Here is a 23979-nt window from a genome sequence, read left to right on the forward strand (position 1 = left end):
CTCTTATTGCTTTAGCAATTTTTTAAATACTTCTTCAGTTAAAACTAGATTAGCATTTTTAATTAAATCATAATCAATTAGTACTTCTTGTTCTTCACATTTTAAATATATTTTATTATTTTCGGCTTTAATTATTTTACCCTGATAACGAGTTTTGCCGTTCAATAATTCTTTAAGTTTGATTTTAACTTCTCTTTCTAAAAATCTATTATAATTTTCAAACTTTACTAACGGACGTTCAAGACCGCTTGATGCTACCTCTAAAGAATATGCAGCTTCTATTAAATCTTCAACATCTAGAATAGCGGAGATAGTCCTACTTGCTTTAGTACAATCTTCCACAGATATTTTTTCGCTGTTTAAGCTATCAATCAATATCTCGACTACTTTAGGGTTAACACCTTTAAACTTCACAAGAACTAACTCAAACCCCATATCTGTCAAGGATTCTTCTATTACGTTTGCTATTTGTTGTTCAATAGTTTGCATATTTGATATTTATAACAAAAAAGGTGGGATAAACCCACCTATCTATAATTTTTATAATGCTTATCCGTAACGAAAATACACTAATTAGAATATATAAGCAATATTTAACTTTATATTTTTGTAAAACTACATATTCATAAAGGGGCAAATACTCGATAATCCCTCTGGTCTGCTTAGAGATGGGATCATAGTCTCCTCCTGATGAACAAAATGCTTCTACATGAATCTGAGTATACACATAACCCCCATTTTCGCTTCTAATATATGCTGCACATGATCGTTAAAAGAATGAGGACCACAAATTTCATCAGTTTCACCTTTTAAAAGGCCTAATAAAAATTCTTCAGCTATTCTACCGGTATGATAATGTATATTATCGTTCTCATTAATATTATTATAACTATCTTGAGTATAAAATTTATAGTGAATTTCAGTATCGCATATTGCTGCCATATCAGTTAATTTTTTTACAGCTGCATCTAATTGAAATGTATCACTGTTTTTATTTCTAGTAGAGTGAATAATGTGCATAACGGCGGAAAGCTTAACATTTTCTTCATTTGTTATACTATTAATTCTAGAAATAGAATGGCTTGCTCCCGACCCGCCGCTGATAAGAACGAGATCTTTATTGTTTTCTATATCCGATTCAATATATGAAGGGTGTACTTTTACCAGATGATTTTCAGAATCAAATAGATAATTTGTTACAGTTCCATTAGGATTTTTCTTTATTAAGTATTCATAATAATGACCTTCTTCATCATGACCGGTTTTTATAACTGTAAATTCACTACAGTAATAATTTGCCTATGTTTGTGCGGTATTACTTTTTGTTCAGCACTTTCTATTTCGATTTTTATTTTATGACTTTCAAAACTCGCTATTTTTAATTCATCATATTGCTTCTTTTCAGCACTTACAAAATGCTTTCCTACTATATTTAATATTTCCGTTACCAGCTTGTTACCCTCATCTACATTTGATATAAGCTCTTCAGCAACAGGTTGATATAACTCTGAAGGAATATTACGCCCTACATGTATACCAACAATTTTTGATACCGCCCTTTTACATTTATGATCATTCTCTAATGCTTGGATTGGATCACTTCTAAAAGATCTACTTCATCTGTTTCGCTATATGCACTTAAAACCTTTAGAATACTACTGCCGGTAAGATTTAAAAAATTTTTCATTGCATTTGGCTGTATTCCTTTCTCAGGTTTTTCAGTATTAAAACCCTTACTATTAAAAAATTCATTTACCACTGCTTCATATTTAGTTGCTAAATTTCCATAAAAATTTAAAGATTTAGTAATATCAAAATTCTTAAATAGCTCAGCAGTTTTTCTTATTTCTCTCACTATTAGTTGTTCTAGACATAATTACTCCTTTTTGAATAATATAACCTTTACTATAATATGCATTTAAAATACATATTATAGTAACTAGACTTATATAGACGTTTTTTTTGTATATTCAAGGTAAAAATAAATAAAATTTTTATGCAGTTAACAAGTTTTACCGACTACGGATTACGTAGCCTTATATATCTTGCTTCAAAACCGGAAAGAATTTGTAGTGTAAAAGAGATATCAGAGTACCATAATATTTCCCTTAATCATTTGATAAAAGTGATTCATAGATTAGCACAATTAGGATATATTAATAGTAGTAAAGGAAAAGGAGGAGGAATTAAGCTAGCATTTAACCCTTCTTCCATGAAGTTGGGAGATATAATAGAAAAATTAGAACCTAATATGGATATAGTAGAATGTTTCAATAAAAATACTAATAGCTGCAGAATTACAAATTCATGCCAATTTAAACATTTTATTAAAGAAGCAAGTGAAGCATTTATAAAAACATTGAATAATTATACATTAGAAGATGCAATGATTACTAAAACAATTCAAATTAAGGATAAACTATAGAAAAATAAGCGTTTTTCTTTTTCCGCATATTAAAAACTCTTGATTCCCCTTAGCTCCTAGTATTGGACTTGCTATTATACCGAATATTTTAAAATTATGCTCTTTCTCAAGCCAATCTTTGATTTTATCGCATACTTTTTGATGTAAGAGAGGATTTTTAATAACTCCTCCCTGCTCTACTTCATGCTTTTCGACCTCAAACTGCGGTTTTATTAAAGCAATAAGCATGCAATCTTCTTTAACTAAATTTAGTGCAGTCGGTAATATAGTAGTTAAACTAATAAAGCTGGCATCGCAAACAATTAAATCAGGCTTCGTTATTATTTGTTTATCGGTTAAATATCGTGCATTAGTCTTCTCAAGCACCTTAATGTGTGGATTGTCGCGTAATTTAGGATGAAGTTCGCCATAACCGACATCTACGGCAAAAATTAATTTTGCTTTACGCTCAAGTAACACTTCTGTAAAACCGCCGGTGCTACTACCGATATCAATACAAACTAAATTTTCGGGATCAATTTTAAAATAATCCAAAGCGGCAATTAATTTTAATGCCCCTCTTGAAACATAATTATGCTGCGGTAGCTTTACCTTAATGTCGGTGTCATTTATATTAACCTGTATCCCAGGCTTAATTAACTGCTCATGCTTATTATGTACTTTACCTTGGATAATCAAACTTCGTGCTATGGTAATATCTGTTACAAAACCTTTTTGCAGCAAATATTCATCAAGCCTTATTTTAGTCATTACTGTTTAAATTTGAATTTAACTTATGTTATAAGGGCCCATTAGATAGAAAATATACAATTTGTCTAATTGAAAGTTACAGTTTCAATTAGACATAATATATTTGAGCCATACAATAATGCTGCAACTGAAGGGAACATGGTAATCTAGAAAAATATTCAAACCCTAACCAATATATGTCTTTTCTTACCGGCAGAGAGCTTTATAACTTTTTTATCGAGTAAGAAATTAGTATTAATTATCATATTTTCATCTTCGACTAATCTATCATTTATCTTAGCACCATTCCCTCTTATAAGCTTGCGTGCTTCCGATTTAGAAGTAGCAAGCCCTGCTTCATGAAATAATTCATATGCACTAATACCTGCTTGTAATACTTCCTGCTCTAAAACAACGGTAGGTAAATTCTCATCGATTTGTCCTTCTTCAAATATCTTTACTGCAGTTTCTAGAGCTGATTTTGCTGCCTGCTCCGAGTGACAAAGCTTAGTTAGCTCATAAGCAAGCTGTTTTTTAGCTGCATTAATATCTTCTGCCGCTAAACTCTCAAACCTATTAAGCTCTTCTTGAGTGAACTCGCTATATAATTTGGCAAATCTAACTATGTCGGCATCTTCGCAGTTACGCCAATATTGGTAATAATCATACGGGCTTAGCAAATCTTCATTAAGCCATACCGCTCCCGCAGCAGTCTTGCCCATCTTAGCACCAGAGCTAGTCGTAAGTAGCGGTGTCGTCATACCGAATACTTCTTTGCCGCTTATTTTACGAATTAAATCCGCTCCCATTACGATATTGCCCCACTGATCACTACCGCCAAGCTGCAAGCTGCAATTGTAATGCTTGCTTAAATAGTAAAAATCATAGGCCTGCAATAACATATAGTTAAATTCTAAGAAGCTTAAATGCTGCTCACGCTCAAGCCTTAGTTTTACCGAATCCATAGTCAGCATACGGTTTACCGAGAAATAGCTACCGAAATCCCGTAGAAAATCTAGATAATTGAACGAATCTAACCACTCTGCGTTATCCAGCATAATAGCATCACTTTTACCGTCACCGAATTTGATAAACTTCGACAAAGATTTTTTAATACCTTCGGCATTTTTAGCTATATCTTCTTTGCTTAAAATTTTGCGCACTTCGTCTTTCCAAGTAGGATCACCGATTTTACTCGTACCGCCGCCGATAATTACAATAGGCTTATGTCCGTGCTGCTGAAGCAATCGCAGAATCATTATCTGCATTAAACTACCGATATGGAGTGATGTAGCAGTACAGTCAAAACCTATATACGCAGCTATTTTTGTTTCTTTCGTTATAGCAGTTAACCGATCCAAATCGGTACATTGATGGAAATATCCTTTATTTATAAATTCTTCTATAAAACGCATATATTATTTCTTATTTTTTAAAAATTCCTTTTTTGCTTTTCTGCTAGGAAATAAAGTGTTAAGGAAAATAGCATCTTTATCACCTTTTATATAAAGTACTGCATATACTTGCGCAATCATTTGAACATATAAAATTTTTTGACCTTTATATTTCTCTTGATTATGATGTAATTTAATATCTAATAAATTACCGTCAGCAATCGACTGTATTATTTCTTCAAAGCCTATACCACGCTCATTCAATAACTTAACGTTCTTTTCATGATTATATCTATACTAATATTTAGAGTTTAGTAGGGTCTGAATGAATTAGCATATTAAGATAGGTCTGATAAGGCAAACCATGCTTAGAAGCTTTAATTTTTATTGCTTCTATGTCATGTTCTGCAATCCTAATAGTAACAGATCTTTTTTTACTAAGATGTGCTTTTGCAAATTTTTGAAGCAAAGCTATTTCACTTCTATCATCAATTTTTTGCTGCTTTTCAAAATTATCTTCAATATCTTGTTCGTAAGAATCTAGTTTGATACTCATAATACAAACATTTTCAATGTTATAAAGAATGTAAGTACTTTGTCAATACTGGATATATTAGATTATCATGCGAATATTTGTAAAAGCAGCAATATCAACGGCTGCATGGAGATTTTATGCTCATCCTACAGTTGCTATGGGGATTTGTGTTGGAACAGCTCTTGCATATTCGCCGGAGAACACATTTGAGTTATTAAAAAATACGACTTATACAGGAATAGAAGCAGCAAAATTTGCTTATGAAAATACAGCAGGGATAGTAAACGGAATAGCCGGCTTAGCTCATCTTGTGTATGATAACTTACCAAGCTACAGCGAAACTCCTCAAGTGGATCTAGTCGGTAGCATAGAAATTTCATGGGTAGATGCTGTTGCATAAATCTCTAAAATAGCCAATAACTAAAAAAGCTGATTATGTCATTCCTGCAAACCAGGGACGTTGTTGCATAAATCGGCGTCATTCCCGCAAGACATTGTTGCATGAATCAGTAAAATCCACTGTGTCATACCGTGGTTTGACCACGGTATCCAAAAAAATAACTTAAAACACTGGGGATGCCCGCTGCTGCAGGAAGACATTGCCTGCGTAGATCGATTCCACCATTGTCACCCCGTAGCCTGTACCTGCTGGGTCCAGTTAAAAATACTAGTATTTTTTTTATCATATTTATGGATCCCGTGGTCAAGCCACGGGATGACAACAGGAAATCGATCCATACAGACAATGCCCCACGGGAATGACATAGAATAAAAACTGTCCGATTACCTTACTGATATCTGTTATATTTTATAATAACAAAATTTTATTTCGTTGTTTTTAAATGCATCTTTTTTATTCCTAAAACCCTTTTCAAAGAGCTACAGGAAAAATTAATATTACCGGCTTGAGCCGTGTCCGGTCCTTCATTTTTTATTTTCTCTATATCCTTACTACTTGGTACTACAACGGCAATATGCCCTGCTCTTTTTGGATTAGCATTGTTATATACGGATACAACACAATATCCTTGATTAGCAAATTTTTGTGCTTGAATAAAACTATCATCACGATTTCCTGCTTTAACAAAATGCCATCAGTTCTTTATTCGGTCTGTTTCAAGCCACTCAGCTTGCTTATTTGATAAAGTAAGGTATAAAAATTTTATCGCTTTCAGGATGGTAGAGACTGATTTGGAAGCCCCAAGGCTGCACTAGCAGCATACGCAAAACAACTACAATGAGTCACACGCTTTAACTTAGGAGAATTATATTTTTCTGTTTCTTCTAATAAAGTTTCTCCGGACTTACAATTTATTACATTACCTTTCTACCACTTTTCCTCAACATTTAAAGAGTTAATTACTGCTAATTTTTTTTTAGCACTTTCTGATATATTGTCTGCTTGTGCAGTCATATTAATCCAAAGTAAGTAAATTATGATTAATTTTATTTTATTCATTTTTTTCTCATATCAATTTATGAACCTCTATATACAATATATAATATGATAATTCAACTATTAATTGTAATTTTTTATATTTTATTATTCAGAGAAACATAAGAACACTCTATGTTTCTTGACAAATGCTATGCTTTTATATATGCTTCTTCGTATGTTAGCAACAAGAAATAAGGCTTAGAAATAAGTACTTCAAACTTAGGCACCCGTAGCTCAATTGGATAGAGTATATGACTACGGATCATAAGGTTAGGGGTTCGACTCCTCTCGGGTGCGCCATTCTTCAATTTCTTTCACTTTTATGAATGAATCAAACGGTGGACGCAGCATAAAATCAAGCTTTTCAGGTTTAAGTGTTAGGTTAGAAAAACTAAAGGTGGTAGAAAAACGATGCGGGCAGCATTATATATGGCAACTGTTACGTCTGTAAGATATAATTCTGCAGTTAAACCTTTTTATAAAAGACTTGTAAAAAAAGGAAAAGCCAAAAAGTTAGCTCTTATCTTGACGTCTTAAACACAATTACCTATGTAAAGGATAAAAAACTTAAAGGCTTAGTTAAATGCCGTAAGCTGGAACGGACTATATTTTGAGCGAGGTGGATTTAGCTTTACCAAGTGAGATTTAAGCAAGAAAGAAACACATTTATTCCCGGGAAATAAAGATTTTTCTTCTATATAGAGTTATCTCCCAGTTGAGATATTGCTTTTTGACTGATCGTTTAAAGCTTTCCATTGTACTTAGCAGCAATTATCTTTTGCCTAGGTTCATTTTTTGCTTCAGCTTCACTAGAAGAAGTGTCAGCAGTCAATTTCTTTTGTCTCTGTTTTTTCAAAGGTTCATGTTCTTTATCTTTGCTATGTTCTTTCTCCGGGTTTATTTTAAGCGGGGTGTCCTTAATCTTTAATTCCCCTTTGTCTATATATCTTACTATACCGTTAATTGCTATTTTCTTCTCCTGTTCTGATAAAGCGTTATATTTTTCATATGCTGTTTTACCTAGAAAATCCTCTAACCAGTCAGGATTTTTTCTTATAGCATCTATTAAATCCCATTCATATCCTACTCCATTTCCTCCGCTAGTAGTAATATTAAGCGGTATTAAGTGTTTTTGTTTACTCTTATCAGTAAAATGCAAATCTACATTTTTCGTTTCTTTATTTATAATTAAATCACAACTAATACAACAAAATTTAGACAATCCTATGTATTATATTTCTGCACTTAATTGATTATCACGATCTGGAAGTTGTGCTTTTATATACTGTATTATTCTCATTTCAGCATGAGCTTTATCGCTCAGTGGACCATCTAATACAATTTTATATGGTTGTTTTATAGCTTCAATAATTGAATGGACAAATTTTTTACTTGCATCAATAGTATCAGGGTTTAATGCATCTTCTCATTTCATCAAATCTCTTCTAGCTCTAGCTACTGCCTTCACTACTTTTGGACTTACACTGGTTACATTACAGACTTTTTGTTGAACCTCTTGATTATTATTCGGATATTTTTCTAGCTCTTGCAAAATACGTGGTAATCTATCCTTATGGTCACTATTATTTTTATAATAATATTGTGCAACATCTAGAAGTAGCGCTTTTCGTTGAGTAGATAGATTTTGTTGTTATAGAAAATTTTTTTGCTCTTCTGTAGGTAAAGCTGTGTAAGTAGCATAATCTTGTAAATATTTAAAAACTTTTGTGGTATGTGTCTCAATTTGTTCAACTTTATTTGTGTTCACACTAGAATTATGTAATTCGTTGAACGCTACTAAAATTTGTTTGCCGTCAAAACATACGGCACTACATTGGCTATTATATTGAATTAACCTACCTAAGGCATCAAAGCGTCTATTTTGTAAAGGAGTATCATTTTCTTTTATAATCTTTGAGTTAAGTCGAGTACGGAAAGCATATGCAAAATTCTGCAGATTTGAGTTGTTGTTGTCATTGAATAGCCCGTGGGTAGGATGCTCGTCAGCAAATCCAACATGAAATACCATATAAGGAACAAGTTGTTTTGGAATAATCTTTTCTGTTTTACTTACTAAAACCGCTAGAACTGCTAATTTTTCAAAACTTTCATCCAGGGCTTCACTATTATTTTTGTGTATTTTCTTATAGTGTTCAGTAAGGATTTTTAAGGCAGATATAGATTCGTTTAATATAATACTTTTTAATAAAGCCTCTCTCGATTTTTTATCTCTTATGATTCCTCTACTGTCTGACTATCTACATATTTAACACACTCTACTGTTAACCTTTCTTTCTGTGCATTTGTTAGATTTGCCATATAAATATTATTTTATAATTTTAATTATTTTCTCCTAAAGCCTCAACGCTTTTCTCAAATATTGAATTATCAATATCATTACCGTCTACTAAAATCATCATGTTACCTGGAATGCTTTTTAAGCTTTCCGCACCCAAATTGGTTATGTTATTATCTCTTAGATCTCCTAATTTAATGTTCATAAGCGCTAATTTTTTTAGAGAATTGTTTTTTTGATGTTCGCTATTGCTTCAAAACCTAGATCTCCTATTTCAATATTATTGCTTATGAGTAAAGTTTCTAACGCTTTATTTTCGGTTAATGCAGTAGTAAGTTCTTTTATATTATTATGGGTTAAATTATTGTTATTAAGATTTAGAGTTTTTAACCATGAATTTAATTTTAAAGCAGATGCTATATATTTTATTCCATCTCCTAAGTTATTTGTTTTAAATCTAAAGTATCAATAGATGTGAGGTTAAAAAACCTTCAATTACTTCTGCACTTTTTTCGGAGATTCTTGTTTCATTTAATATTAATTCTTTAATATATTGATTAGCCATTAAAGCATGCAGTAATTTTATGACTCCCTCGTTTCTAAGGTTATTATACCCTAAATTTAACGACATTAATTTTGCACTGCTAATATTTATTTGCGATAACGTCTATCCCTTCGGCAGTAATATTCATTTGTCCTATATCTAAGGATTTTAACGGTAGTTTTGAATGAAACAACTCACTAATAATTGCTGCTCCTTTATTTCCTACTTCACTACTACCTAATGCTAAAGAACTTAAATTAGGGTGGTTTTTAATAGCATCTATTAATATTCTTAAATCTTCTATTTTCAGCGCAATAGAATTTAAAGATAAATATTCAAGAGAGGTATTATCTGCTAAAGCATCAATAAGAATTTTTATTTTTTCACTATCTAAAGAAGTAGAATTCAGGTTTAAATGTGATATTTGATTTAACTTTACAATTTTACTTAGATTTTTTATATCATCGTTACTAAGGTTGCTGCCATATAAATCAATTTCTTTTACTACAGTATTTTTCTCTAAAGTTTTAATTACAATTGACAAAAAACTACTATCTTCTTCATAAGGTAGTTCTACACGAACAATTTCAGGATCATTATTCTTAATTTTCTGCAACAATAAATCATTTCGACTAAGGTCAATTTTTTGTCTTTTGGGAGACTCATCTTTCTTCACATCATCTATGCTACACAAGATATAGACATTGAAAAAGGTGGTAGTAATAATTGTTGTTTTACGTCCTATAGCGTCTCCTATCCAACCAAATATTAAAAAGCTCCAAAAGGTCTTAATAAATATGTTGAACAAAAAGCAGATGCAGAATAAATAAAAACTACTTTTGGATCAGCCTTTGGAAAAAACAATTCATTGAATACTACTACCATATGTACATAAAGCATAAGGTCAAAATATTCAAGAAATGTACCAACAGATAATAAACCTATTGCTTCTTTTTGATTACGATTTAAGCTGCTTTGTTCTTTCTCATAGCCGAGCATAATGTCTTTATAAAAAATTAAATTGTAAAGAAACTTATACTGTTTTATATAAAAGTCAATAGGAAATTTCGCTTTATACGATAAATAAGGAAACGAAGTGCAACTTAACTCACTTCATATACTAATCGTTGATCTTATATGAATATGGCATAACCTCACCGATAGTGGAAAACTAAAACCTATTAAGAACCAAGTAAAATAAAACTTATATCCCAAATATTGTTTGAATAGATAATTAATATATGCAATCAAAGCTACTGAAGCGACAATGATAGCTAAATTAATAAAACGATTTAATTTTGATTGAGGAAAATCAAAATATTTATAAAACAGCCCCCCAGAAATAGTAAAACCGAGTAATCCCCAAAATACCGTCCATACCCAAAGCAAGACAATTCACGTCAATAATTTTAAGATAAGCTACCATCGGTACGGTTAATAGCCATAAAAACGCTCCAAACATATAAGGGTATTTTTGAATAATCTCTTCTTTGGTTACACTATATATAACAGCAATAACCATTATTCCAATTGTTATAGATGCAATAATATCAACGGATAATGATAGCCCTTATAAATCAGCGAAAATCCCATACCGGTTAAAATCACTACTATTATTATTATTCTTAATAAGGAATATATAATATTTGCAAAAAACCAACCGTAAAATACTACGCCGCTGCTCATATGACCGCTAGGGAAAGCAAAACCTTTAATATTTAGAGCAGGATTCAAAGGTATTTCAAATGTATATTTTAACAATATATTTAAAATTGTAGTGAAAAGTAATACACAAATAGCTTGTGCAAATAGTTGCCTCCTAATATAGTAAATCCGAGTATTATGATAATCTCATAACACTCTTCTTGTCCAAATAACAAAAAAATTTTTGCTGAATATTGAAAAAAATATCCTTATTCATTACTTTACTTAATTTTATTTATATATAATTGAAGTTATCATAAATAATAAGCTATAGATATGAAAAATATTTTCCGCAAATTTGTATTTACTATTTTCGTATGTTTAATAAATTTACAACTAATTGCTGCAAGCTTTAACGAAAAAATACCTTTATATTTTAAATTAACTAACGAAAATCTGTTAGCAGGACAAAATGCGTTAAATATTGACCTTTGCGACTCTAGAATTAAAGAATGGTGTACAAAGCCACAAAGAGAGCTAGGGCTTAACGGAAAAAAAATAAATGATTACATATCTATTTCACCTGATATTAAAGGAGAATGGCGATTTGGCTGGTGGTATAACATAAATTTTACTCCAGAAAGCAATTTTGTAGCTCATCAAACTTATAAGATTACTATCGAAGATTATATATTCCCTAATTTTGTCGGTTTAAAAAGTAATAATATAAGTTTCAGGACTTTACCACTACTTCCTATTATTAAAGAAATGAATTATCTACAGGATAATATCGATATTTCCAAAAAATTCGTTCAAACTAAAATAGCTTTTAACTATCCTATCGATCCTAAAACTCTAGAGGAAAGAATAGAGTTTATAAAATCTTCAACTAAAGAAAAATTACCGTTTTCTATCAAATTCAATACCAATAATACGGAAGCTACGATTATTACTAATATACCACCGCTTACAGATAAAGAAGATACAATTTCCGTAATTATAAAAGACGGTGTTAAACCTCTACATGGCGGAGAAGTTTTCACATATAAAAATGTAAAAGATCAAAATAATAAGACGCCAAATAACATAAGATATTCTTATAAAGAAAATGTATTAATTCCAAGTCTATCCTCATATTTAAAAATCACTAATAGTACTGCTACAATTGTTAAAGATGATAAACTAAAACCGGAACAGATAATTATAATTACCACAAATACACCGGTGTCGGGTGAGGAAATAAAAAAACATTTAGAGTTATTTTTATTACCGCAGGATAAGCCGGCTTTCTTAGGAGTTGCAGGCAAAAAAAACTATAAATGGCAAAATCCGAAAGAAATAACCGATGATATTCTTAAATCGAGTGAAAAAATAAATTTTGAGCTTTTATCTTCCGTCCCAAGCATTACTACTATGCATAGTTTTAAAGTAGATACGTTTGCCTCAAGAGCTTTGCTTGTTAAAGTAACTCAAGGTGTTAAAACATCGGATAATTTAACACTCGGCTCAGATTATTTTCAAATCGTACAAATACCGGGTAACCCTAAAGAAGTTAAGCTAATGTCCGACGGTTCTATTCTTTCATTAGCCGGCGAAAGAAAGCTTCCCGTATATTCACTTGGCATAGATAAATTATATTTAGAAATCGATAAGATTAATCAGCAAGAAGTTAATCATTTAATCAGCCAAACAAATAGATATAATATTTTCCAAAACCCGACTTTTATAAATGAATATACCTTTAATGAGTATAATATTTCCGAGGTATTTCAAGAGGAAGTAATAGTGAACTCTCAAAATTTAAATTTACCTCATTATACCGATTTAGATTTCAGTAAATATTTTAATTTAGAAGAAGCAGGCAGCTATTCCAAGGGGTTATTTCTAGCAAAAGTTTATGCTAAAGACAATAATAACATTATATCTCAAGATAAAAGATTAATTTTAGTTACCGATCTTGGTTGTATAGTAAAAACCGATAAAACCGGAACGCATCATATCTTTGTTTCTTATATCAGTAACGGTAAACCGGCTGGAGGCGTAAAAGCAGATATTATAGGACTTAACGGTGAGGTGTTAGTAAGCAGCAAAACCGATAGTAAAGGACATGCCGTTTTATCAAATATAAATGATTTTTCAAAAGAAAAAACTCCAGTGGCTTATATATTAACTACTCAGGATGATTTTTCATTTATGCCGTATAGTAGAATTGATAGACAAGTTAATTATTCTCGGTTTGATGTAGCAGGAGCCGTTAGTTCTGATCAAGGGTTAAAAGCTTATTTATTTTCCGATCGTGGCATCTATAGACCAAGCGAGCAAGGTCACATAGGCATTATGCTCAAACAAACCGACTGGCAAGGAAAATTTGACGGCTTACCTTTAGAAATACAAGTAACTAACCCTAGAGGAAAAGTAATAGATAAAAGTAAAATAGTTCTAGATGCAGAAGGATTCGGCGAATATTTATTCTCAACGCTTGATGATGCCTTAACCGGCTTATACAATATAAGCTTATATTTAGTAGGAGATAAAGGCAGCAATAACTATCTTAATAGCGTGTCTGTCAGGGTTGGTGATTTTCAGCCTGACCGCATGAAAATAAACATAAACTTCAATAACTCACAAGATGAGCTATGGACGAATCCAAAAGATCTTAAAGCAACCGTTAATCTCATAAATCTTTACGGCACTCCTGCAGAAAATAGAAAAGTCAGCGGCTTTATTGATATTAGACCTACCGAGTTTTTCGTACCTAGATTTAAAGAATATAAATTTTATAGTAGCAAAGGAAATAAAGAGTTTTTTTACGAACGTTTAGGAGATATTACTACCGACTCTAAAGGTACGGCAAACTTTGACCTTAACATTGAGAAATATTATAACGCTACTTTTAATCTAACATTTTCAGCAGAAGGATTTGAGCCTGATTCAGGAAGAAGCGTAAACGCAAGCAAATCGCTTATAGTGTCACCTCTGCCTTATATTATAGGATTTAGAAGCGATAGCGATCTAAAATATATTAAGACAAAAACAAGCGCGGCAATAGAATTCATAGCCATATCAAATAAAGCAGAAAAAGTAGCTGCACCTAATTTAACTCTTAACTTAAAAAAGATTAATTATGTAAATAACTTAGTAGCAGATAGTAACGGTAATTATTCTTACAGTTCAGTACCTATTGAGACTAATATATCTTCTGACAAAATTAATATCACGGCAAACGAAAGTTATATTTATAAAGTGCCTACTAAAGAAGCAGGCGATTACGTTATTTACTTAACCGATAAAGAAGATACAATCTTTGCCCAAGCTGAATTTTCGGTAATAGGTGAAGGAAATGTTACGGCTAATTTAACAGACAAAGCAAATTTAAAAGTTAAACTTGATAAAGATGATTATACAGCCGGCGATACTATTCTTTTAAATATTATAACTCCTTATACAGGTTATGGGTTAATTACTATCGAGACCGATAAAGTACATAATTTTGAATGGTTTAAAGCTGATGAAAATAATAGCATTCAAGAAATAAAAATTCCTGACGGCTTTGAGGGTAAAGGATATGTAAATGTACAATTTATAAGAGACATAGAAGCTACGGAAATCTTTATATCACCGTTTAGCTATGCAGTAGTACCTTTTACTGCGGGCATTTATAAACATAAACAAGATATTGGATTAACACTTCCTGCAAAAATCAAATCGGGAGAAAAGCTAGCAATTCGTTACCGTACTACAAATCCCGGTAAAATAATAATATTTGCTGTTGATGCAGGGATATTATCATTTGCTGGTTATCAGACTCCCGACCCGCTTAATTACTTTATTAACGATAAAGCCTTGGAAGTCCAAACATCACAAATCATGGATTTAATATTACCTGAGCGTCCTTTATTAATGAAAGCTTATATGGCGGCTCCTGCCGGAGACGGTTGTATAAATGTCGCTCGAAACCTTAATCCGTTTAAAAGAAAAAGCCAACCTCCCGTAGCATTTTGGTCAGGAATTTTAGAAGCAGATCTTGATGAGAGAGAAGTCACATTTGATATACCAAGCTATTTTAACGGCACTTTAAGAGTTATAGGGGTAGCCTCAAGCCTTGACTCTATAGGAACTTCCAAAGCTGATTTATTAGTCCAATCCGATCTTATTATCAATCCAAATTTACCTTTATTTGTAGCTCCAAATGATGAATTTACAGTACCGGTAACAATATTTAATAACCTAAAAGATTCAGGAAATGCTCAGGTTTTTCTAAATATTGAAACAAGTGAAGGACTTAAAATATTAGATTATCCTAAAGAGATCCCGATAGACGAAAATAAGGAAGCTACTATTAATGTTAAATTAAAAGCGACTGATCAACTCGGTTCGGCAGATTTAAAGGTTGTGGCTTCTATAAATCACCTAAAGCCGGATATAATATCTATGGCAGTAGTACATAGCTCCGAATTAACTAGTACTACGAGCGTTCGCCCTGCTAGTCCAAGCGTTACAACAGTTAATACAGGCTTTATTACAGACAACAAGGCTAATTTAAAAATCTTACGGGATGTATATCCTGAATTTGCTAAACTACAAATTTCCGCTTCTAAATCACCGCTAGCTATTATTTCTGGCTTTAAAGATTTCCTAGATAATTATCCTTATGGTTGCACTGAACAATTAATAAGCCAAAATTTTGCCAATATTTTATTATATAATGAACAAGAACTAGTTCAGATTCTTAAAACTGATCGTAAAAAAATGGATGAATCATTATCAAAAATATTTCAAACTTTATCAGAACGTCAAAATTATGACGGTGGATTTAGATATTGGAACAATTTTAATGACGATTCCGATCCATTTATTTCCGTTTATGCTATGCATTTCTTAAGCGAGGGAGCGACTAGATATTTAGCCGTTCCAAGTGATACATTTAATCAAGGTATTTACTATTTAGAGAATATGGCTAACAGATCAATAAACTCCTTAGATGAAGCAAGAGAAAAGGCATATGCGGTTTATATCCTGACGCAAAACAGCGTTATTACTACAAGCTATATTGCAAATATTTTAAAATATTTAGACGAGTACCATAAAAATACATGGCAAGATGATTTGACTAGCGTTTATTTAGCAGCTAGCTATAAAATGCTGCAAATGAATGAAGAAGCGGAGAAATTATTAGACAGATTTACTCTAAATAAACCTATATCAAAAACAGACTATCAGTATTACAATCCTCTAATAAAATATAGTCAGTATTTATACTTAATTTCTATGCATTTTCCAGAACGGTTAAAAGACTTTGACCCAAAAATTGTACAGGATATCGCTCTTTTTGCTAAAGATAACTATAATAGCCTATCCGCAAGCTATGCTATTATGGCAAGTCTTGCCTATGCCGATAAAATAAATCATGTAGATGAGGCTACTATTAAAGTAACCTCTACAGATAAAGAAGTTACTTTAACAGGCAATAAAGTGATGATTGCTGAGCTGTCGGTAGAAAATAAGAATATCGACTTAACATCCTCAAGTAACGGCTTTTTCTATCAGCTTTTAACTTCAGGCTATGATAAGCAATTAACAGAAAATAAAGAGATCGTTAAAGGCATAGAAATAACAAAAAAATATCTCGATGACAATAATAAAGAGGTTAGCAAAGTAAAATTAGGTGATAATATTACGGTGGAAATCACCATGCGTTCAGGTAGTAATAAAACCTTGAGCAATATGGTGCTACTTGATTTATTACCGGCAGGCTTCGAGCTTTTACCGGATAACAACCACATAAATATATTAGAACGCACGCAGGAAGTAATGATATGGAAACCGATATATATAAATAATCGTGATGATAGAGTTATGATTTTCGGTACTATTTCTGATCAAAAAATAACGTATCAGTATAAAATCAAAGCAGTTAATAAGGGCATATTCTCTACTCCTGCTATTTACAGTGAAGCTATGTACGACCCTCAAACTTACTATCGTGGTGTTATAGGCAATATTATTGTGGAGTAGCATTACCCGCACGGTTTTTATGTCATTCCCGTGAAGCATTGTTGCGTGGACCGGTAAATACTCTCTATGTCATTCCTGCAAAAGCGGGAATCCAGTAAAACCTACAAAAAACTTGTTTTTTTAGGTTTATTTTGTCAATATTAAGACTACTTTTTCTGGATTCCTGCTTTCGCAGGAATGACATAGTAGGAGTTTATCCCACAATTACTTTCAGCTTCTCTATAGTTTTTGGATCTTTTACAAGTTCTAAAAATATTTCCTGCTCATAGGCAAGTAGCTCTTCTTCATTTGTTTCATTATGTGTATCAATAATATCTTGAAATTTGCTAAGCACCTTATTTTGTAGATCGTTATATTTTGATGTATCTATTGCTGTTGCTAAATTTATTTTAGGCAAAGTAATTTTATGCGGAATCGGTACTATCTTTTTAGGTAGGTTTAATTTTAAAGCTTCCTCTAAAATATAATGCTTGTTCATATTTACGTGCATATTCTCTACATCATAATCTGCTTTAAAGTAATCCGGCTGAACTTGTTTTATTCTGCTCTATAATATTGCTGATATTTCTAATTAGTTTAGTTTTATTACCATTACTTCAAGCAAACATTTCGGTAACACCGCCCCACCCGGGTATTAAACCAACACCAAGTTCTACAAGCCCTGCGTTAAGTTCTTGATTTCCTATAATAAAGCTTGAGTGCAATAACAGCTCATATCCACCTCCAAGTGCCACACCAAGACCACAAGCTAATAACATGTACAGAGGAATATTTTAAGTGGAGCATGGTTTGCTGTCCCAGCTTTAGTAAATTCTCTAGATCGTGAAAATTCTTATCTTCAATATAAGACAGAAGAAGTTTTAAATCAGCACCGGCAGAAAAATTATTTCCTTACGGATAAATATAAAGATTTTTACCGTCATTTTCGGCTTTACTTGCTGCTTCTTGTAGTAAATAAAACACCTCATGATTTAAACAATTCATTTTTATAGTAATAACAAAAATCAAAACATCTTGATAAAGTATTAATTTTGCCGAGCCATTCTCTAATACTATCTGACTTTCTTGTAAAATATCTTTGTGAGAATTAAATTTTTGTTTATCGATTTTTTGATATTCTTTATTGGCTAAATATTGCGGAAGTGGGATATGCATTAAATCGGCATTTTTAATTACCGAATTCCAACCGTTTTTAGCCGCTATAGTCAATAATTCAAATGGACCATATTTCCAGCTGTAACCAAGCTTCATAGCAGCATCGATATCATAAATATTATCCGTAACCGACGGAACTAGACCTGCTAAATAAACATAAAATTCCGTGATAATTTCAGTAAAAAATTTACCGTAAACTGAATCACTTACAAGAAGCGCATCAAGATTAAAATATCTACTTTTTGAACAGGACTATATGATAAGTCGTTTATATTGATAACTTCTTTAATCTTTTTGCCATTTGATACCGATAAACGATAAAATCCACCGTCACCTTTACGTCCAATTAACTGCTTCTCTATCATCTTATCAAGAACAGGGGTCTTTACATATTATTTTATGATAAGCATCATTTGCAGGAAGAGAGGCAAGTAATGAACTTGAAATTAACTTCATTACGTCATACCCGATTAGATCATATAAACCGAAAATTCCGGTACTCGGCAGCCCCAAAAATGTAGTAAATATTTTATCTATAGTAGCAACATCAAGATTCTGACTTATCGCTTTACGGGCTACTAATTCAAGTAAAAAATACCCTACTCTATTAGCAATAAAACCAGGCGTATCATTACATTTTACTATAATTTTACCAAGCGTTTTCGTTAAGAACTCTGATACTCTTTCTATTACTTCAGCCTTTATCATAGGGTCTATAATTAACTCAAGCAGTTCCATATTATCTTGGCGGATTGAAGAAATGCGTAATATAACGAACCTAGATTTAATATTATCTGGTAAATTCTCTTTGAGTCTTTCAAGCGGTAATGTAGAGGTATTAGAAGCAATAATTGCATCTTCTTTAAGATAAGGAATAATTTTATTATATAATTGGTGTTTGATTTCTAACTTCTCAACAATAACTTCAATCACTAAATCACATTCTTTAATTAAATCTAAATCATATTCTAAATTACCGATGGTAATGAAATTTGCTTTATCAGGAAAAGATAAAGGTGGAGGTGGAGGTTTTTGTTTATGCAAATTTTCTTTAGCGGTGTTAACTATTTTATTAGGATCATCGGAATCTTTAGCGATAATATCAAGCAGCACTACTTTAATAAGAGGAATTAGCAATTAACGCTGCAATCCCTGAACCCATTACTCCCGCACCAATAACACAAACTTTTTTTATTTCATTTTGCATAAGTTACCTTCTGTGTTACCCCATGCCTTGACCATGAGGTCCAGTTAAAAATAATAAAAATTTTTATTATTTTTTGGATCCCTTGGTCAAGCCAAGGGATGACATCGAGTGTGTTTTTCGATACACACAACCATGTCCCCTTGCAATAACGTTATGTCATAGCAACACTTAAGACTTTTACCGACGCCACCCCCGGCTTGTCGTAAAATTTTAGCACATTCATTTATAGTAACAGCAGTGGTAACGACATCATCGACTAATAAGATTTTTTTACTTACAATATTATACTTTGTGTTAAATTTGATACTACCCTTTATATTATTTTTGTGTTGTTTTCGTGAGAGAAAAGTCTGAGACTTAGTCCATTTTGCTTTAGTTAAAATCTCAGCTTTTAACATTTTATCGGTAACTTTTGCAATTTCCATAGCTAAAATATGAGCAGGATTATACATTCGTAGGTACAGGTATGATTAAATCAATATCTTTTATATCCTCGCTGCTATATCTATTATATAAAAGCTTAGCAAAGGTCTTAGCAAATATCGTCTTATCTTGATATTTAAACTGATGAACTATTTTTTTGCTATGCTCATTACACTTAAATAAGCTGCGAGCAAACTCATAATTAGGTTTGTTGCTATAACAATTTCCACAAATGCAGTTATCTAAGATTTTTATACTAAATCTTTGTCCACATATACTACAATAGGGTCTTGCTATAAACTCTAGCTTCTTCCAACAATCGCTACAAAATTCACCGCTCCCCCTAGTATTTCCGCACCGCTTAAACATCTCTGCGGCAAGATATAATCTATAAGATAATTATAAGTCTTTATTAACAATTAAAATCCTCTTGAAGATTCATGGTGTTTAGAAGCATTCGGTGTTGATTGTGATGATGGTGCGCTAGCACCATAACGAACCCCCTTGCCACGTGACAAATTTTCTTGCATATGTTGGCTTGCTCATGAGCTTTATTTTGCTCAGGTTTTACTTTATTACTAACATTTGGAGTTATAAAAGATTGAAATATTTCTTCTTTTTTACCGTATATTTCTTTTAAATCACCAAATTGCGATTCCACAAAATAACCGACTCCTACTTTTACTGCCGATTTAACTTTTTCAAAATTAGTTTTTTCAGTAGGAGGAGCAAATTCAGGTCTCGCTGCAACCTTTGCTCCAGTTACATTAAAATGCTCTCTTAGCTGCCCTTCACTTAATTGATCAATTTTAGGGGGTATAGTTAAAAATTCTTCTAATGCTTTGGTATCTATTTTTGCTTGCCTTTCTTTTTCAAGCAAGTCTTTCTTATCTTCATAATTTCCTATTGATGTTTTAAACTATTTATTTGATTTATTTTATCTTTTTTTCGCTCCATACGCACTAAATTAGCATCTCCTTCACCTATTACATTAGCTCCGCTCCTCCTCCAATAGCACCTGCTACCAAACCGCCTATAATACCGCCTACAGAGCTTGCTTGTGCTACTAAAGATACCGTCTCTAAGGTAGTATCTCGTATTGCTTTTAAAATCTCTTTAGTTCTAGTTGTATTTAATTTTTCAGATTCAACTTTTTCTTGGTAAATTTTAGCTAATTGAGTATCCAAGACATTTTTAAGTTCAGGGCTATCTTTTGCTTTATCTATTCGAGTAGTAACTACTAACTCTGCTTGCTTCACATAATTAGCTTTAATATTTTCTAAAGTTTTTTCTTTCTATCTAAACGCTTATCTTCTTTTACTTCTAAAGTTTCTTTTCCAACATTGTAAGCAACGGTTGATAAAGAAAGTGCAGCAAGCCCAACCCCGACGGGAGTGGGATTAAGGACTAACGATACTGCAACGCCGCCAATTCTAGCCGCACGTCTTACTGCTTTACTACCTAATGTTTTATATGTTTTCTCTAGAACATTTGCTGCAGTTTCACCACCGGGTAGTGTCATGATTTTATTTAATGCCTTATCGGCTAAACCGGGACTTGGGGGACCTTTTTCTTTAATTTTTGCACCTTGCTGAAGTGTATCAACCGGATCATAAGCTTTTGCTACTTTTTCTCCAACGTTAATTACTCCTTCTACTAATATGAGTAGGACTAGCGATAACTTTACTGCCCTCCTGTACCACTTCGATTGCTACTCCACTTGCAGCGATTCCGGCACGAACAACTCTAGCACCGTAAAGTGCCGTATCCTCTTGCAGCGTTCTTTTTCCTGCTGGCTTATTTTACGATTGCCGTTCTCCTGTGAAGGCTCAGAAGCTTTTGTTTGTGCTGCTTCTAAAAGCTCTACTCTTTCAGGGGTATTTATTGAAGATTTAAGCTTATTATCTTCTGCTGCATTTTTTATTCCTTCTTCAGGAGTATTAATAGATGATTTACTGCTTAAATTTTCTTTACTCATGCATATCTCATAAAATTATGTTCTATGTTATTTCACATTCTATGTCATTCCCGTGAAAGCGGGAATCCATCTTTTAAAAAGTATAAACAAACAATGCTTTTATCGATTCTTGATTACTGGATTCCCACTTTCGCGGGAATGACATCAGAACTAGCTAGAAATGATACAAAAGAACACTCACCTCTTCCCCATCGCATAGCTAGTAATCAAGTTTTTTACAGGTTTAAAATTATTGATCACCTTAAATCCTATTTGTCTTAAACATCTTAAATTTTTGGAATAATTTGAAAAAATATTATTTAACTCATCAGTCAGCTTATACATAATAAAATTATCCTCTTGCCTTAACTTTTGATATTCTTGTAATGTGCCATTATTACTAACTATCATACTCAAAATCTCTATATCCTTTATGCCCTGATTAAGCCCTTGTCCGGCTAGCGGATGTACTGTGTGGGCAGTGTCGGCAATAAGCACTATACGGTTATGAAAATATCTATTTGCTATACGGGCTTTTAGTGGAAAGCTACTAATCTCACTATCAATAGTAATTTTACCTAGGGAATTACCGGCATTTCTTTGAGTTAAAAACCTAACTTCTTCTACAGGCAAATTCACAATTAAAGCAGCCTGATCAGAAGAAGTTGACCATATTACGGATGAAGCATATTGATCTTTTAAAGGCAGCAAAGCAAAAGGACCAAGCGGCAGGAAATGCTCCATAGCACAATTTTCATGCGGCTTTTCATGCTTAATATTAAATGTAAGAGCAGTTTGATAAGGTTTCTCAATTTCATTAGCAAAGTAATGAGACCTCACTTTTGAATTTGCTCCGTCACATATAATTAATAAATTACACTTAATTTGGTTATCATCAAATTTTATAATCGAGTAGTCATTATGGCTTATAACCTCTTGATATTGATTATTATCAATTAATGTTATCAACGGATTATTAGTTATTTTTGACAATAGCATTTTTTTAAAGTCGCTATTCTTAACCACATATCCAAGTACAGCGTCAGCGTCATTTCGTAAGTCTAATATCTCTGAAGCCTTATTATCTACTACATATATGTCTTGCATTTCTGCTACAAACTTCTCAAGCTCTTCCCATATATCAATAGAGAATAAGAAATTTTTAGAATGCGGCGTTAAAGCAGTAGTTCTTATATCTTTAAAAAACTCTGGGCTTTTTACCGATTTACTCTCGAATATAGTAGTTTTTATACCCTTTTGTGCAAAAGAAAGCGCCGTTAACATGCCGCTAAGACCGCATCCTAAAATTACCGTATTAGACATCTTCCCAAACTCTTCTACTTCTAGAGGTAATTTGTGCGTCGATCCGATACTCGCATCCTCACGTACGCTTGTGTACGCTGCGATGCTGCGTTTCGTGTCTCCTACAAATTCCTCTCTATAAGTGAATTTGGCAAGATGTCTATCAATCTGTTTTGTTTTCATTCGATTCATTTATGAAATATTTTAAATATCCGTTTGTTGCTATAAAGCTTAGAAGAAAATAAATAATTGCTATATCCAAATATGAACTATTGCCTGAGTATAAACCTAAACAACAAATCAATACACTCGCTAAAGTCGTGAAGCTATTTAAAATCAATAAATTTGTAAAAATATCCGTTTTGCTGATAAATAGGTAGGTTATTAAGCAAATAAATAATGAAATAATCATTAAAAAAATGTTAAGCATAATTTTTAAAATCGGTTTTACTGTTGGATACACAATCGTCATCGTCATTGCGAGGAAATTGCGAGGAAATTACGAAGTAATTGACGAAGCAATCTCAGGAGCTTGTTATTATTTCATGAGATTGCCACGCTCCCTACGGTCGCTCGCAACGACGACTTGGATATCCTACCCCTCTCATTATATATAATCATTTATAACACTACAAACTGCAAATAAAATTAATTAAAATTCCTTAAATAATTTTAATATTATGTAATCTCAGCCAACCTTTACATTATAAATAGCTATTGTGACAAAAATGTTATAAAAAAATGTTGCTTTCTTTTACATTCGGCATTAACGTATATATTTAGGTTCTTGCGTACGATTGCTAATTGATTTAATATTTTACGATATTTTTTAGCGAAAATTAATAAGATTTTTGAAAAAATTAGTTATTCATATTTCAAAAAAAATCTTATAATTTGCAGCAAAAAATATCGTAA

General features: G+C 32.2%; 31 protein-coding genes, 1 tRNA gene and 1 pseudogene. 5 read left to right on the top strand and 28 right to left on the bottom strand.

Going from position 1 to position 23979, the window contains the following annotated elements; all coding sequences use genetic code 11:
- Positions 1 to 3: 3 nt before the first annotated feature.
- The 3 genes from rimP to RSL_RS04215 form a co-directional block, all read right to left on the bottom strand.
- The gene (rimP, locus tag RSL_RS04205) at positions 4 to 489 is read right to left on the bottom strand and encodes a ribosome maturation factor RimP (protein ID WP_010977427.1); all 486 of its coding nucleotides are present in this window, start codon (positions 487 to 489) and stop codon (positions 4 to 6) included.
- A 216-nt stretch (positions 490 to 705) separates the two neighbouring features.
- Positions 706 to 1020: a ferredoxin reductase domain-containing protein gene (locus RSL_RS04210; protein WP_004998166.1), complete on the bottom strand. Its 315-nt coding sequence runs from the start codon at positions 1018 to 1020 to the stop codon at positions 706 to 708.
- Positions 1021 to 1579: 559 nt separating this feature from the next.
- The gene (locus RSL_RS04215) at positions 1580 to 1855 is read right to left on the bottom strand and encodes a hypothetical protein (RefSeq protein WP_014419858.1); all 276 of its coding nucleotides are present in this window, start codon (positions 1853 to 1855) and stop codon (positions 1580 to 1582) included.
- Between the two features lie 141 nt (positions 1856 to 1996).
- On the opposite strand from RSL_RS04215, the gene RSL_RS04220 reads away from it, so the two are divergent.
- Entirely contained in the window at positions 1997 to 2425 is a 429-nt protein-coding gene (locus tag RSL_RS04220) for an Rrf2 family transcriptional regulator (RefSeq protein ID WP_010977429.1), read from the top strand.
- Here the strand turns inward: RSL_RS04220 and RSL_RS04225 are convergent.
- The 4 genes from RSL_RS04225 to RSL_RS04240 all read right to left on the bottom strand — a co-directional run bounded on the left by RSL_RS04225 (position 2420) and on the right by RSL_RS04240 (position 5104).
- A complete protein-coding gene (locus RSL_RS04225) occupies positions 2420 to 3175 on the bottom strand; it encodes a TlyA family RNA methyltransferase (RefSeq protein ID WP_014273589.1) in 756 nt (251 codons plus the stop codon). The two genes, RSL_RS04220 and RSL_RS04225, sit on opposite strands and share 6 nt — an antisense overlap.
- Before the next feature lie 158 nt (positions 3176 to 3333).
- Complete coding sequence (gene tyrS, locus RSL_RS04230) at positions 3334 to 4569, bottom strand: tyrosine--tRNA ligase (protein ID WP_014273590.1); 1236 nt, start codon at positions 4567 to 4569, stop codon at positions 3334 to 3336.
- 3 nt (positions 4570 to 4572) lie between these two features.
- Positions 4573 to 4812 (bottom strand): hypothetical protein, encoded by a 240-nt coding sequence (locus RSL_RS04235; protein ID WP_014273591.1) that lies wholly within the window; start codon positions 4810 to 4812, stop codon positions 4573 to 4575.
- 40 nt (positions 4813 to 4852) lie between these two features.
- Positions 4853 to 5104 (bottom strand): CopG family antitoxin, encoded by a 252-nt coding sequence (locus RSL_RS04240; RefSeq protein WP_014273592.1) that lies wholly within the window; start codon positions 5102 to 5104, stop codon positions 4853 to 4855.
- A gap of 67 nt (positions 5105 to 5171) precedes the next feature.
- Here RSL_RS04240 and RSL_RS04245 point away from each other — a divergent pair, with 67 nt between their 5' ends.
- Together RSL_RS04245 and RSL_RS04250 are read left to right on the top strand one after the other, a co-directional pair.
- Complete coding sequence (locus RSL_RS04245) at positions 5172 to 5483, top strand: hypothetical protein (protein ID WP_014273593.1); 312 nt, start codon at positions 5172 to 5174, stop codon at positions 5481 to 5483.
- Between the two features lie 1261 nt (positions 5484 to 6744).
- Positions 6745 to 6821: transfer RNA gene (locus tag RSL_RS04250), tRNA-Arg, on the top strand.
- Between the two features lie 442 nt (positions 6822 to 7263).
- On the opposite strand, the gene RSL_RS04260 is transcribed toward RSL_RS04250, so the two are convergent.
- The 3 genes from RSL_RS04260 to RSL_RS09345 form a co-directional block, all read right to left on the bottom strand.
- On the bottom strand, positions 7264 to 7743 hold the full coding sequence (locus RSL_RS04260) for a hypothetical protein (RefSeq protein ID WP_014273597.1): 480 nt from the start codon (positions 7741 to 7743) through the stop codon (positions 7264 to 7266).
- Between the two features lie 429 nt (positions 7744 to 8172).
- Positions 8173 to 8550: a hypothetical protein gene (locus RSL_RS04265; protein WP_014273599.1), complete on the bottom strand. Its 378-nt coding sequence runs from the start codon at positions 8548 to 8550 to the stop codon at positions 8173 to 8175.
- Between the two features lie 310 nt (positions 8551 to 8860).
- The gene (locus RSL_RS09345; RefSeq protein ID WP_014410841.1) at positions 8861 to 9022 is read right to left on the bottom strand and encodes a hypothetical protein; all 162 of its coding nucleotides are present in this window, start codon (positions 9020 to 9022) and stop codon (positions 8861 to 8863) included.
- Positions 9023 to 9106: 84 nt separating this feature from the next.
- On the opposite strand from RSL_RS09345, the gene RSL_RS04270 reads away from it, so the two are divergent.
- Entirely contained in the window at positions 9107 to 9289 is a 183-nt protein-coding gene (locus RSL_RS04270) for a hypothetical protein (protein ID WP_231287655.1), read from the top strand.
- On the opposite strand, the pseudogene RSL_RS04275 reads toward RSL_RS04270, so the two are convergent.
- The 4 genes and pseudogenes from RSL_RS04275 to RSL_RS04290 form a co-directional block, all read right to left on the bottom strand.
- A pseudogene (locus RSL_RS04275) lies at positions 9275 to 10037 on the bottom strand (leucine-rich repeat domain-containing protein). The gene RSL_RS04270 and the pseudogene RSL_RS04275 overlap by 15 nt on opposite strands.
- 92 nt (positions 10038 to 10129) lie before the next feature.
- Positions 10130 to 10360 (bottom strand): hypothetical protein, encoded by a 231-nt coding sequence (locus RSL_RS04280; RefSeq protein WP_014273602.1) that lies wholly within the window; start codon positions 10358 to 10360, stop codon positions 10130 to 10132.
- Between the two features lie 322 nt (positions 10361 to 10682).
- Positions 10683 to 10883 (bottom strand): hypothetical protein, encoded by a 201-nt coding sequence (locus RSL_RS10025; RefSeq protein ID WP_231287656.1) that lies wholly within the window; start codon positions 10881 to 10883, stop codon positions 10683 to 10685.
- 11 nt (positions 10884 to 10894) lie between these two features.
- Complete coding sequence (locus RSL_RS04290; protein WP_041472092.1) at positions 10895 to 11122, bottom strand: phosphatase PAP2 family protein; 228 nt, start codon at positions 11120 to 11122, stop codon at positions 10895 to 10897.
- Between the two features lie 219 nt (positions 11123 to 11341).
- Here RSL_RS04290 and RSL_RS04295 point away from each other — a divergent pair, with 219 nt between their 5' ends.
- Positions 11342 to 17020, top strand: a complete 5679-nt coding sequence (locus tag RSL_RS04295; RefSeq protein ID WP_014273603.1) for an alpha-2-macroglobulin family protein — start codon at positions 11342 to 11344, stop codon at positions 17018 to 17020.
- 193 nt (positions 17021 to 17213) lie between these two features.
- On the opposite strand, the gene RSL_RS08785 is transcribed toward RSL_RS04295, so the two are convergent.
- The 14 genes from RSL_RS08785 to RSL_RS04355 form a co-directional block, all read right to left on the bottom strand.
- Positions 17214 to 17498, bottom strand: coding sequence for a hypothetical protein (locus tag RSL_RS08785; RefSeq protein WP_014419861.1), 285 nt, complete (start codon positions 17496 to 17498; stop codon positions 17214 to 17216).
- Between the two features lie 118 nt (positions 17499 to 17616).
- Complete coding sequence (locus RSL_RS08790) at positions 17617 to 17778, bottom strand: enoyl-CoA hydratase/isomerase family protein (protein ID WP_014419862.1); 162 nt, start codon at positions 17776 to 17778, stop codon at positions 17617 to 17619.
- A 133-nt stretch (positions 17779 to 17911) separates the two neighbouring features.
- On the bottom strand, positions 17912 to 18271 hold the full coding sequence (locus RSL_RS08795) for an enoyl-CoA hydratase/isomerase family protein (RefSeq protein WP_014419863.1): 360 nt from the start codon (positions 18269 to 18271) through the stop codon (positions 17912 to 17914).
- Between the two features lie 110 nt (positions 18272 to 18381).
- Complete coding sequence (locus tag RSL_RS09350; RefSeq protein WP_010977447.1) at positions 18382 to 18540, bottom strand: hypothetical protein; 159 nt, start codon at positions 18538 to 18540, stop codon at positions 18382 to 18384.
- Positions 18541 to 18544: 4 nt separating this feature from the next.
- Positions 18545 to 19312, bottom strand: coding sequence for a 3-hydroxyacyl-CoA dehydrogenase family protein (locus RSL_RS10505; protein ID WP_267878480.1), 768 nt, complete (start codon positions 19310 to 19312; stop codon positions 18545 to 18547).
- On the bottom strand, positions 19293 to 19382 hold the full coding sequence (locus tag RSL_RS10510; RefSeq protein WP_267878481.1) for a 3-hydroxyacyl-CoA dehydrogenase NAD-binding domain-containing protein: 90 nt from the start codon (positions 19380 to 19382) through the stop codon (positions 19293 to 19295). Before RSL_RS10510 ends, RSL_RS10505 begins: the two co-directional genes overlap by 20 nt.
- Positions 19383 to 19468: 86 nt before the next feature.
- Positions 19469 to 19834, bottom strand: a complete 366-nt coding sequence (locus RSL_RS04320) for a ComF family protein (protein ID WP_014273605.1) — start codon at positions 19832 to 19834, stop codon at positions 19469 to 19471.
- The gene (locus tag RSL_RS10030; RefSeq protein WP_231287785.1) at positions 19827 to 20102 is read right to left on the bottom strand and encodes a ComF family protein; all 276 of its coding nucleotides are present in this window, start codon (positions 20100 to 20102) and stop codon (positions 19827 to 19829) included. Before RSL_RS10030 ends, RSL_RS04320 begins: the two co-directional genes overlap by 8 nt.
- Before the next feature lie 115 nt (positions 20103 to 20217).
- Positions 20218 to 20685 carry a hypothetical protein gene (locus tag RSL_RS04330; protein WP_014419864.1) on the bottom strand — a complete coding sequence of 156 codons (468 nt, stop codon included), beginning with the start codon at positions 20683 to 20685 and terminating at the stop codon, positions 20218 to 20220.
- A gap of 106 nt (positions 20686 to 20791) precedes the next feature.
- Positions 20792 to 21064: a hypothetical protein gene (locus RSL_RS04335; protein WP_231287658.1), complete on the bottom strand. Its 273-nt coding sequence runs from the start codon at positions 21062 to 21064 to the stop codon at positions 20792 to 20794.
- 20 nt (positions 21065 to 21084) lie between these two features.
- Positions 21085 to 21327 (bottom strand): hypothetical protein, encoded by a 243-nt coding sequence (locus RSL_RS04340; protein ID WP_014273606.1) that lies wholly within the window; start codon positions 21325 to 21327, stop codon positions 21085 to 21087.
- Between the two features lie 189 nt (positions 21328 to 21516).
- On the bottom strand, positions 21517 to 21783 hold the full coding sequence (locus RSL_RS04345; protein WP_014273607.1) for a hypothetical protein: 267 nt from the start codon (positions 21781 to 21783) through the stop codon (positions 21517 to 21519).
- 177 nt (positions 21784 to 21960) lie between these two features.
- Positions 21961 to 23247, bottom strand: a complete 1287-nt coding sequence (gene ubiH, locus RSL_RS04350; RefSeq protein WP_014273608.1) for a 2-octaprenyl-6-methoxyphenyl hydroxylase — start codon at positions 23245 to 23247, stop codon at positions 21961 to 21963.
- Positions 23228 to 23494, bottom strand: a complete 267-nt coding sequence (locus tag RSL_RS04355) for a monovalent cation/H+ antiporter complex subunit F (RefSeq protein ID WP_014419865.1) — start codon at positions 23492 to 23494, stop codon at positions 23228 to 23230. The genes ubiH and RSL_RS04355 overlap by 20 nt, the downstream gene beginning before the upstream one ends.
- Positions 23495 to 23979: the final 485 nt, after the last annotated feature.

The sequence above is a fragment of the Rickettsia slovaca 13-B genome (genome assembly GCF_000237845.1).
Taxonomy (GTDB): Bacteria; Pseudomonadota; Alphaproteobacteria; order Rickettsiales; family Rickettsiaceae; genus Rickettsia; species Rickettsia rickettsii.

Excerpts from the sequence above, each read along its gene's own strand:
- RSL_RS08785 (WP_014419861.1), bottom strand. The coding sequence starts at position 17,498 with ATGAACAAGCATTATATTTTAGAGGAAGCTTTAAAATTAAACCTACCT.
- rimP (WP_010977427.1), bottom strand. The coding sequence starts at position 489 with ATGCAAACTATTGAACAACAAATAGCAAACGTAATAGAAGAATCCTTG.
- RSL_RS04265 (WP_014273599.1), bottom strand. The coding sequence starts at position 8,550 with ATGGTATTTCATGTTGGATTTGCTGACGAGCATCCTACCCACGGGCTA.
- RSL_RS10025 (WP_231287656.1), bottom strand. The coding sequence starts at position 10,883 with ATGGTTATTGCTGTTATATATAGTGTAACCAAAGAAGAGATTATTCAA.
- ubiH (WP_014273608.1), bottom strand. The coding sequence starts at position 23,247 with ATGAAAACAAAACAGATTGATAGACATCTTGCCAAATTCACTTATAGA.
- RSL_RS04295 (WP_014273603.1), top strand. The coding sequence starts at position 11,342 with ATGAAAAATATTTTCCGCAAATTTGTATTTACTATTTTCGTATGTTTA.
- RSL_RS04245 (WP_014273593.1), top strand. The coding sequence starts at position 5,172 with ATGCGAATATTTGTAAAAGCAGCAATATCAACGGCTGCATGGAGATTT.
- RSL_RS04345 (WP_014273607.1), bottom strand. The coding sequence starts at position 21,783 with ATGAGTAAAGAAAATTTAAGCAGTAAATCATCTATTAATACTCCTGAA.
- RSL_RS09345 (WP_014410841.1), bottom strand. The coding sequence starts at position 9,022 with ATGAACATTAAATTAGGAGATCTAAGAGATAATAACATAACCAATTTG.
- RSL_RS04210 (WP_004998166.1), bottom strand. The coding sequence starts at position 1,020 with ATGCACATTATTCACTCTACTAGAAATAAAAACAGTGATACATTTCAA.
- RSL_RS04240 (WP_014273592.1), bottom strand. The coding sequence starts at position 5,104 with ATGAGTATCAAACTAGATTCTTACGAACAAGATATTGAAGATAATTTT.
- RSL_RS04320 (WP_014273605.1), bottom strand. The coding sequence starts at position 19,834 with ATGTATAATCCTGCTCATATTTTAGCTATGGAAATTGCAAAAGTTACC.
- RSL_RS04355 (WP_014419865.1), bottom strand. The coding sequence starts at position 23,494 with ATGCTTAACATTTTTTTAATGATTATTTCATTATTTATTTGCTTAATA.
- RSL_RS04340 (WP_014273606.1), bottom strand. The coding sequence starts at position 21,327 with ATGACACTACCCGGTGGTGAAACTGCAGCAAATGTTCTAGAGAAAACA.
- tyrS (WP_014273590.1), bottom strand. The coding sequence starts at position 4,569 with ATGCGTTTTATAGAAGAATTTATAAATAAAGGATATTTCCATCAATGT.
- RSL_RS04225 (WP_014273589.1), bottom strand. The coding sequence starts at position 3,175 with ATGACTAAAATAAGGCTTGATGAATATTTGCTGCAAAAAGGTTTTGTA.
- RSL_RS09350 (WP_010977447.1), bottom strand. The coding sequence starts at position 18,540 with ATGATAGAGAAGCAGTTAATTGGACGTAAAGGTGACGGTGGATTTTAT.
- RSL_RS08795 (WP_014419863.1), bottom strand. The coding sequence starts at position 18,271 with ATGAAGCTTGGTTACAGCTGGAAATATGGTCCATTTGAATTATTGACT.
- RSL_RS04280 (WP_014273602.1), bottom strand. The coding sequence starts at position 10,360 with ATGCTCGGCTATGAGAAAGAACAAAGCAGCTTAAATCGTAATCAAAAA.
- RSL_RS04270 (WP_231287655.1), top strand. The coding sequence starts at position 9,107 with ATGAGTAAAGTTTCTAACGCTTTATTTTCGGTTAATGCAGTAGTAAGT.
- RSL_RS10510 (WP_267878481.1), bottom strand. The coding sequence starts at position 19,382 with ATGCAAAATGAAATAAAAAAAGTTTGTGTTATTGGTGCGGGAGTAATG.
- RSL_RS08790 (WP_014419862.1), bottom strand. The coding sequence starts at position 17,778 with ATGTTATTAGCTTGTGGTCTTGGTGTGGCACTTGGAGGTGGATATGAG.
- RSL_RS04220 (WP_010977429.1), top strand. The coding sequence starts at position 1,997 with ATGCAGTTAACAAGTTTTACCGACTACGGATTACGTAGCCTTATATAT.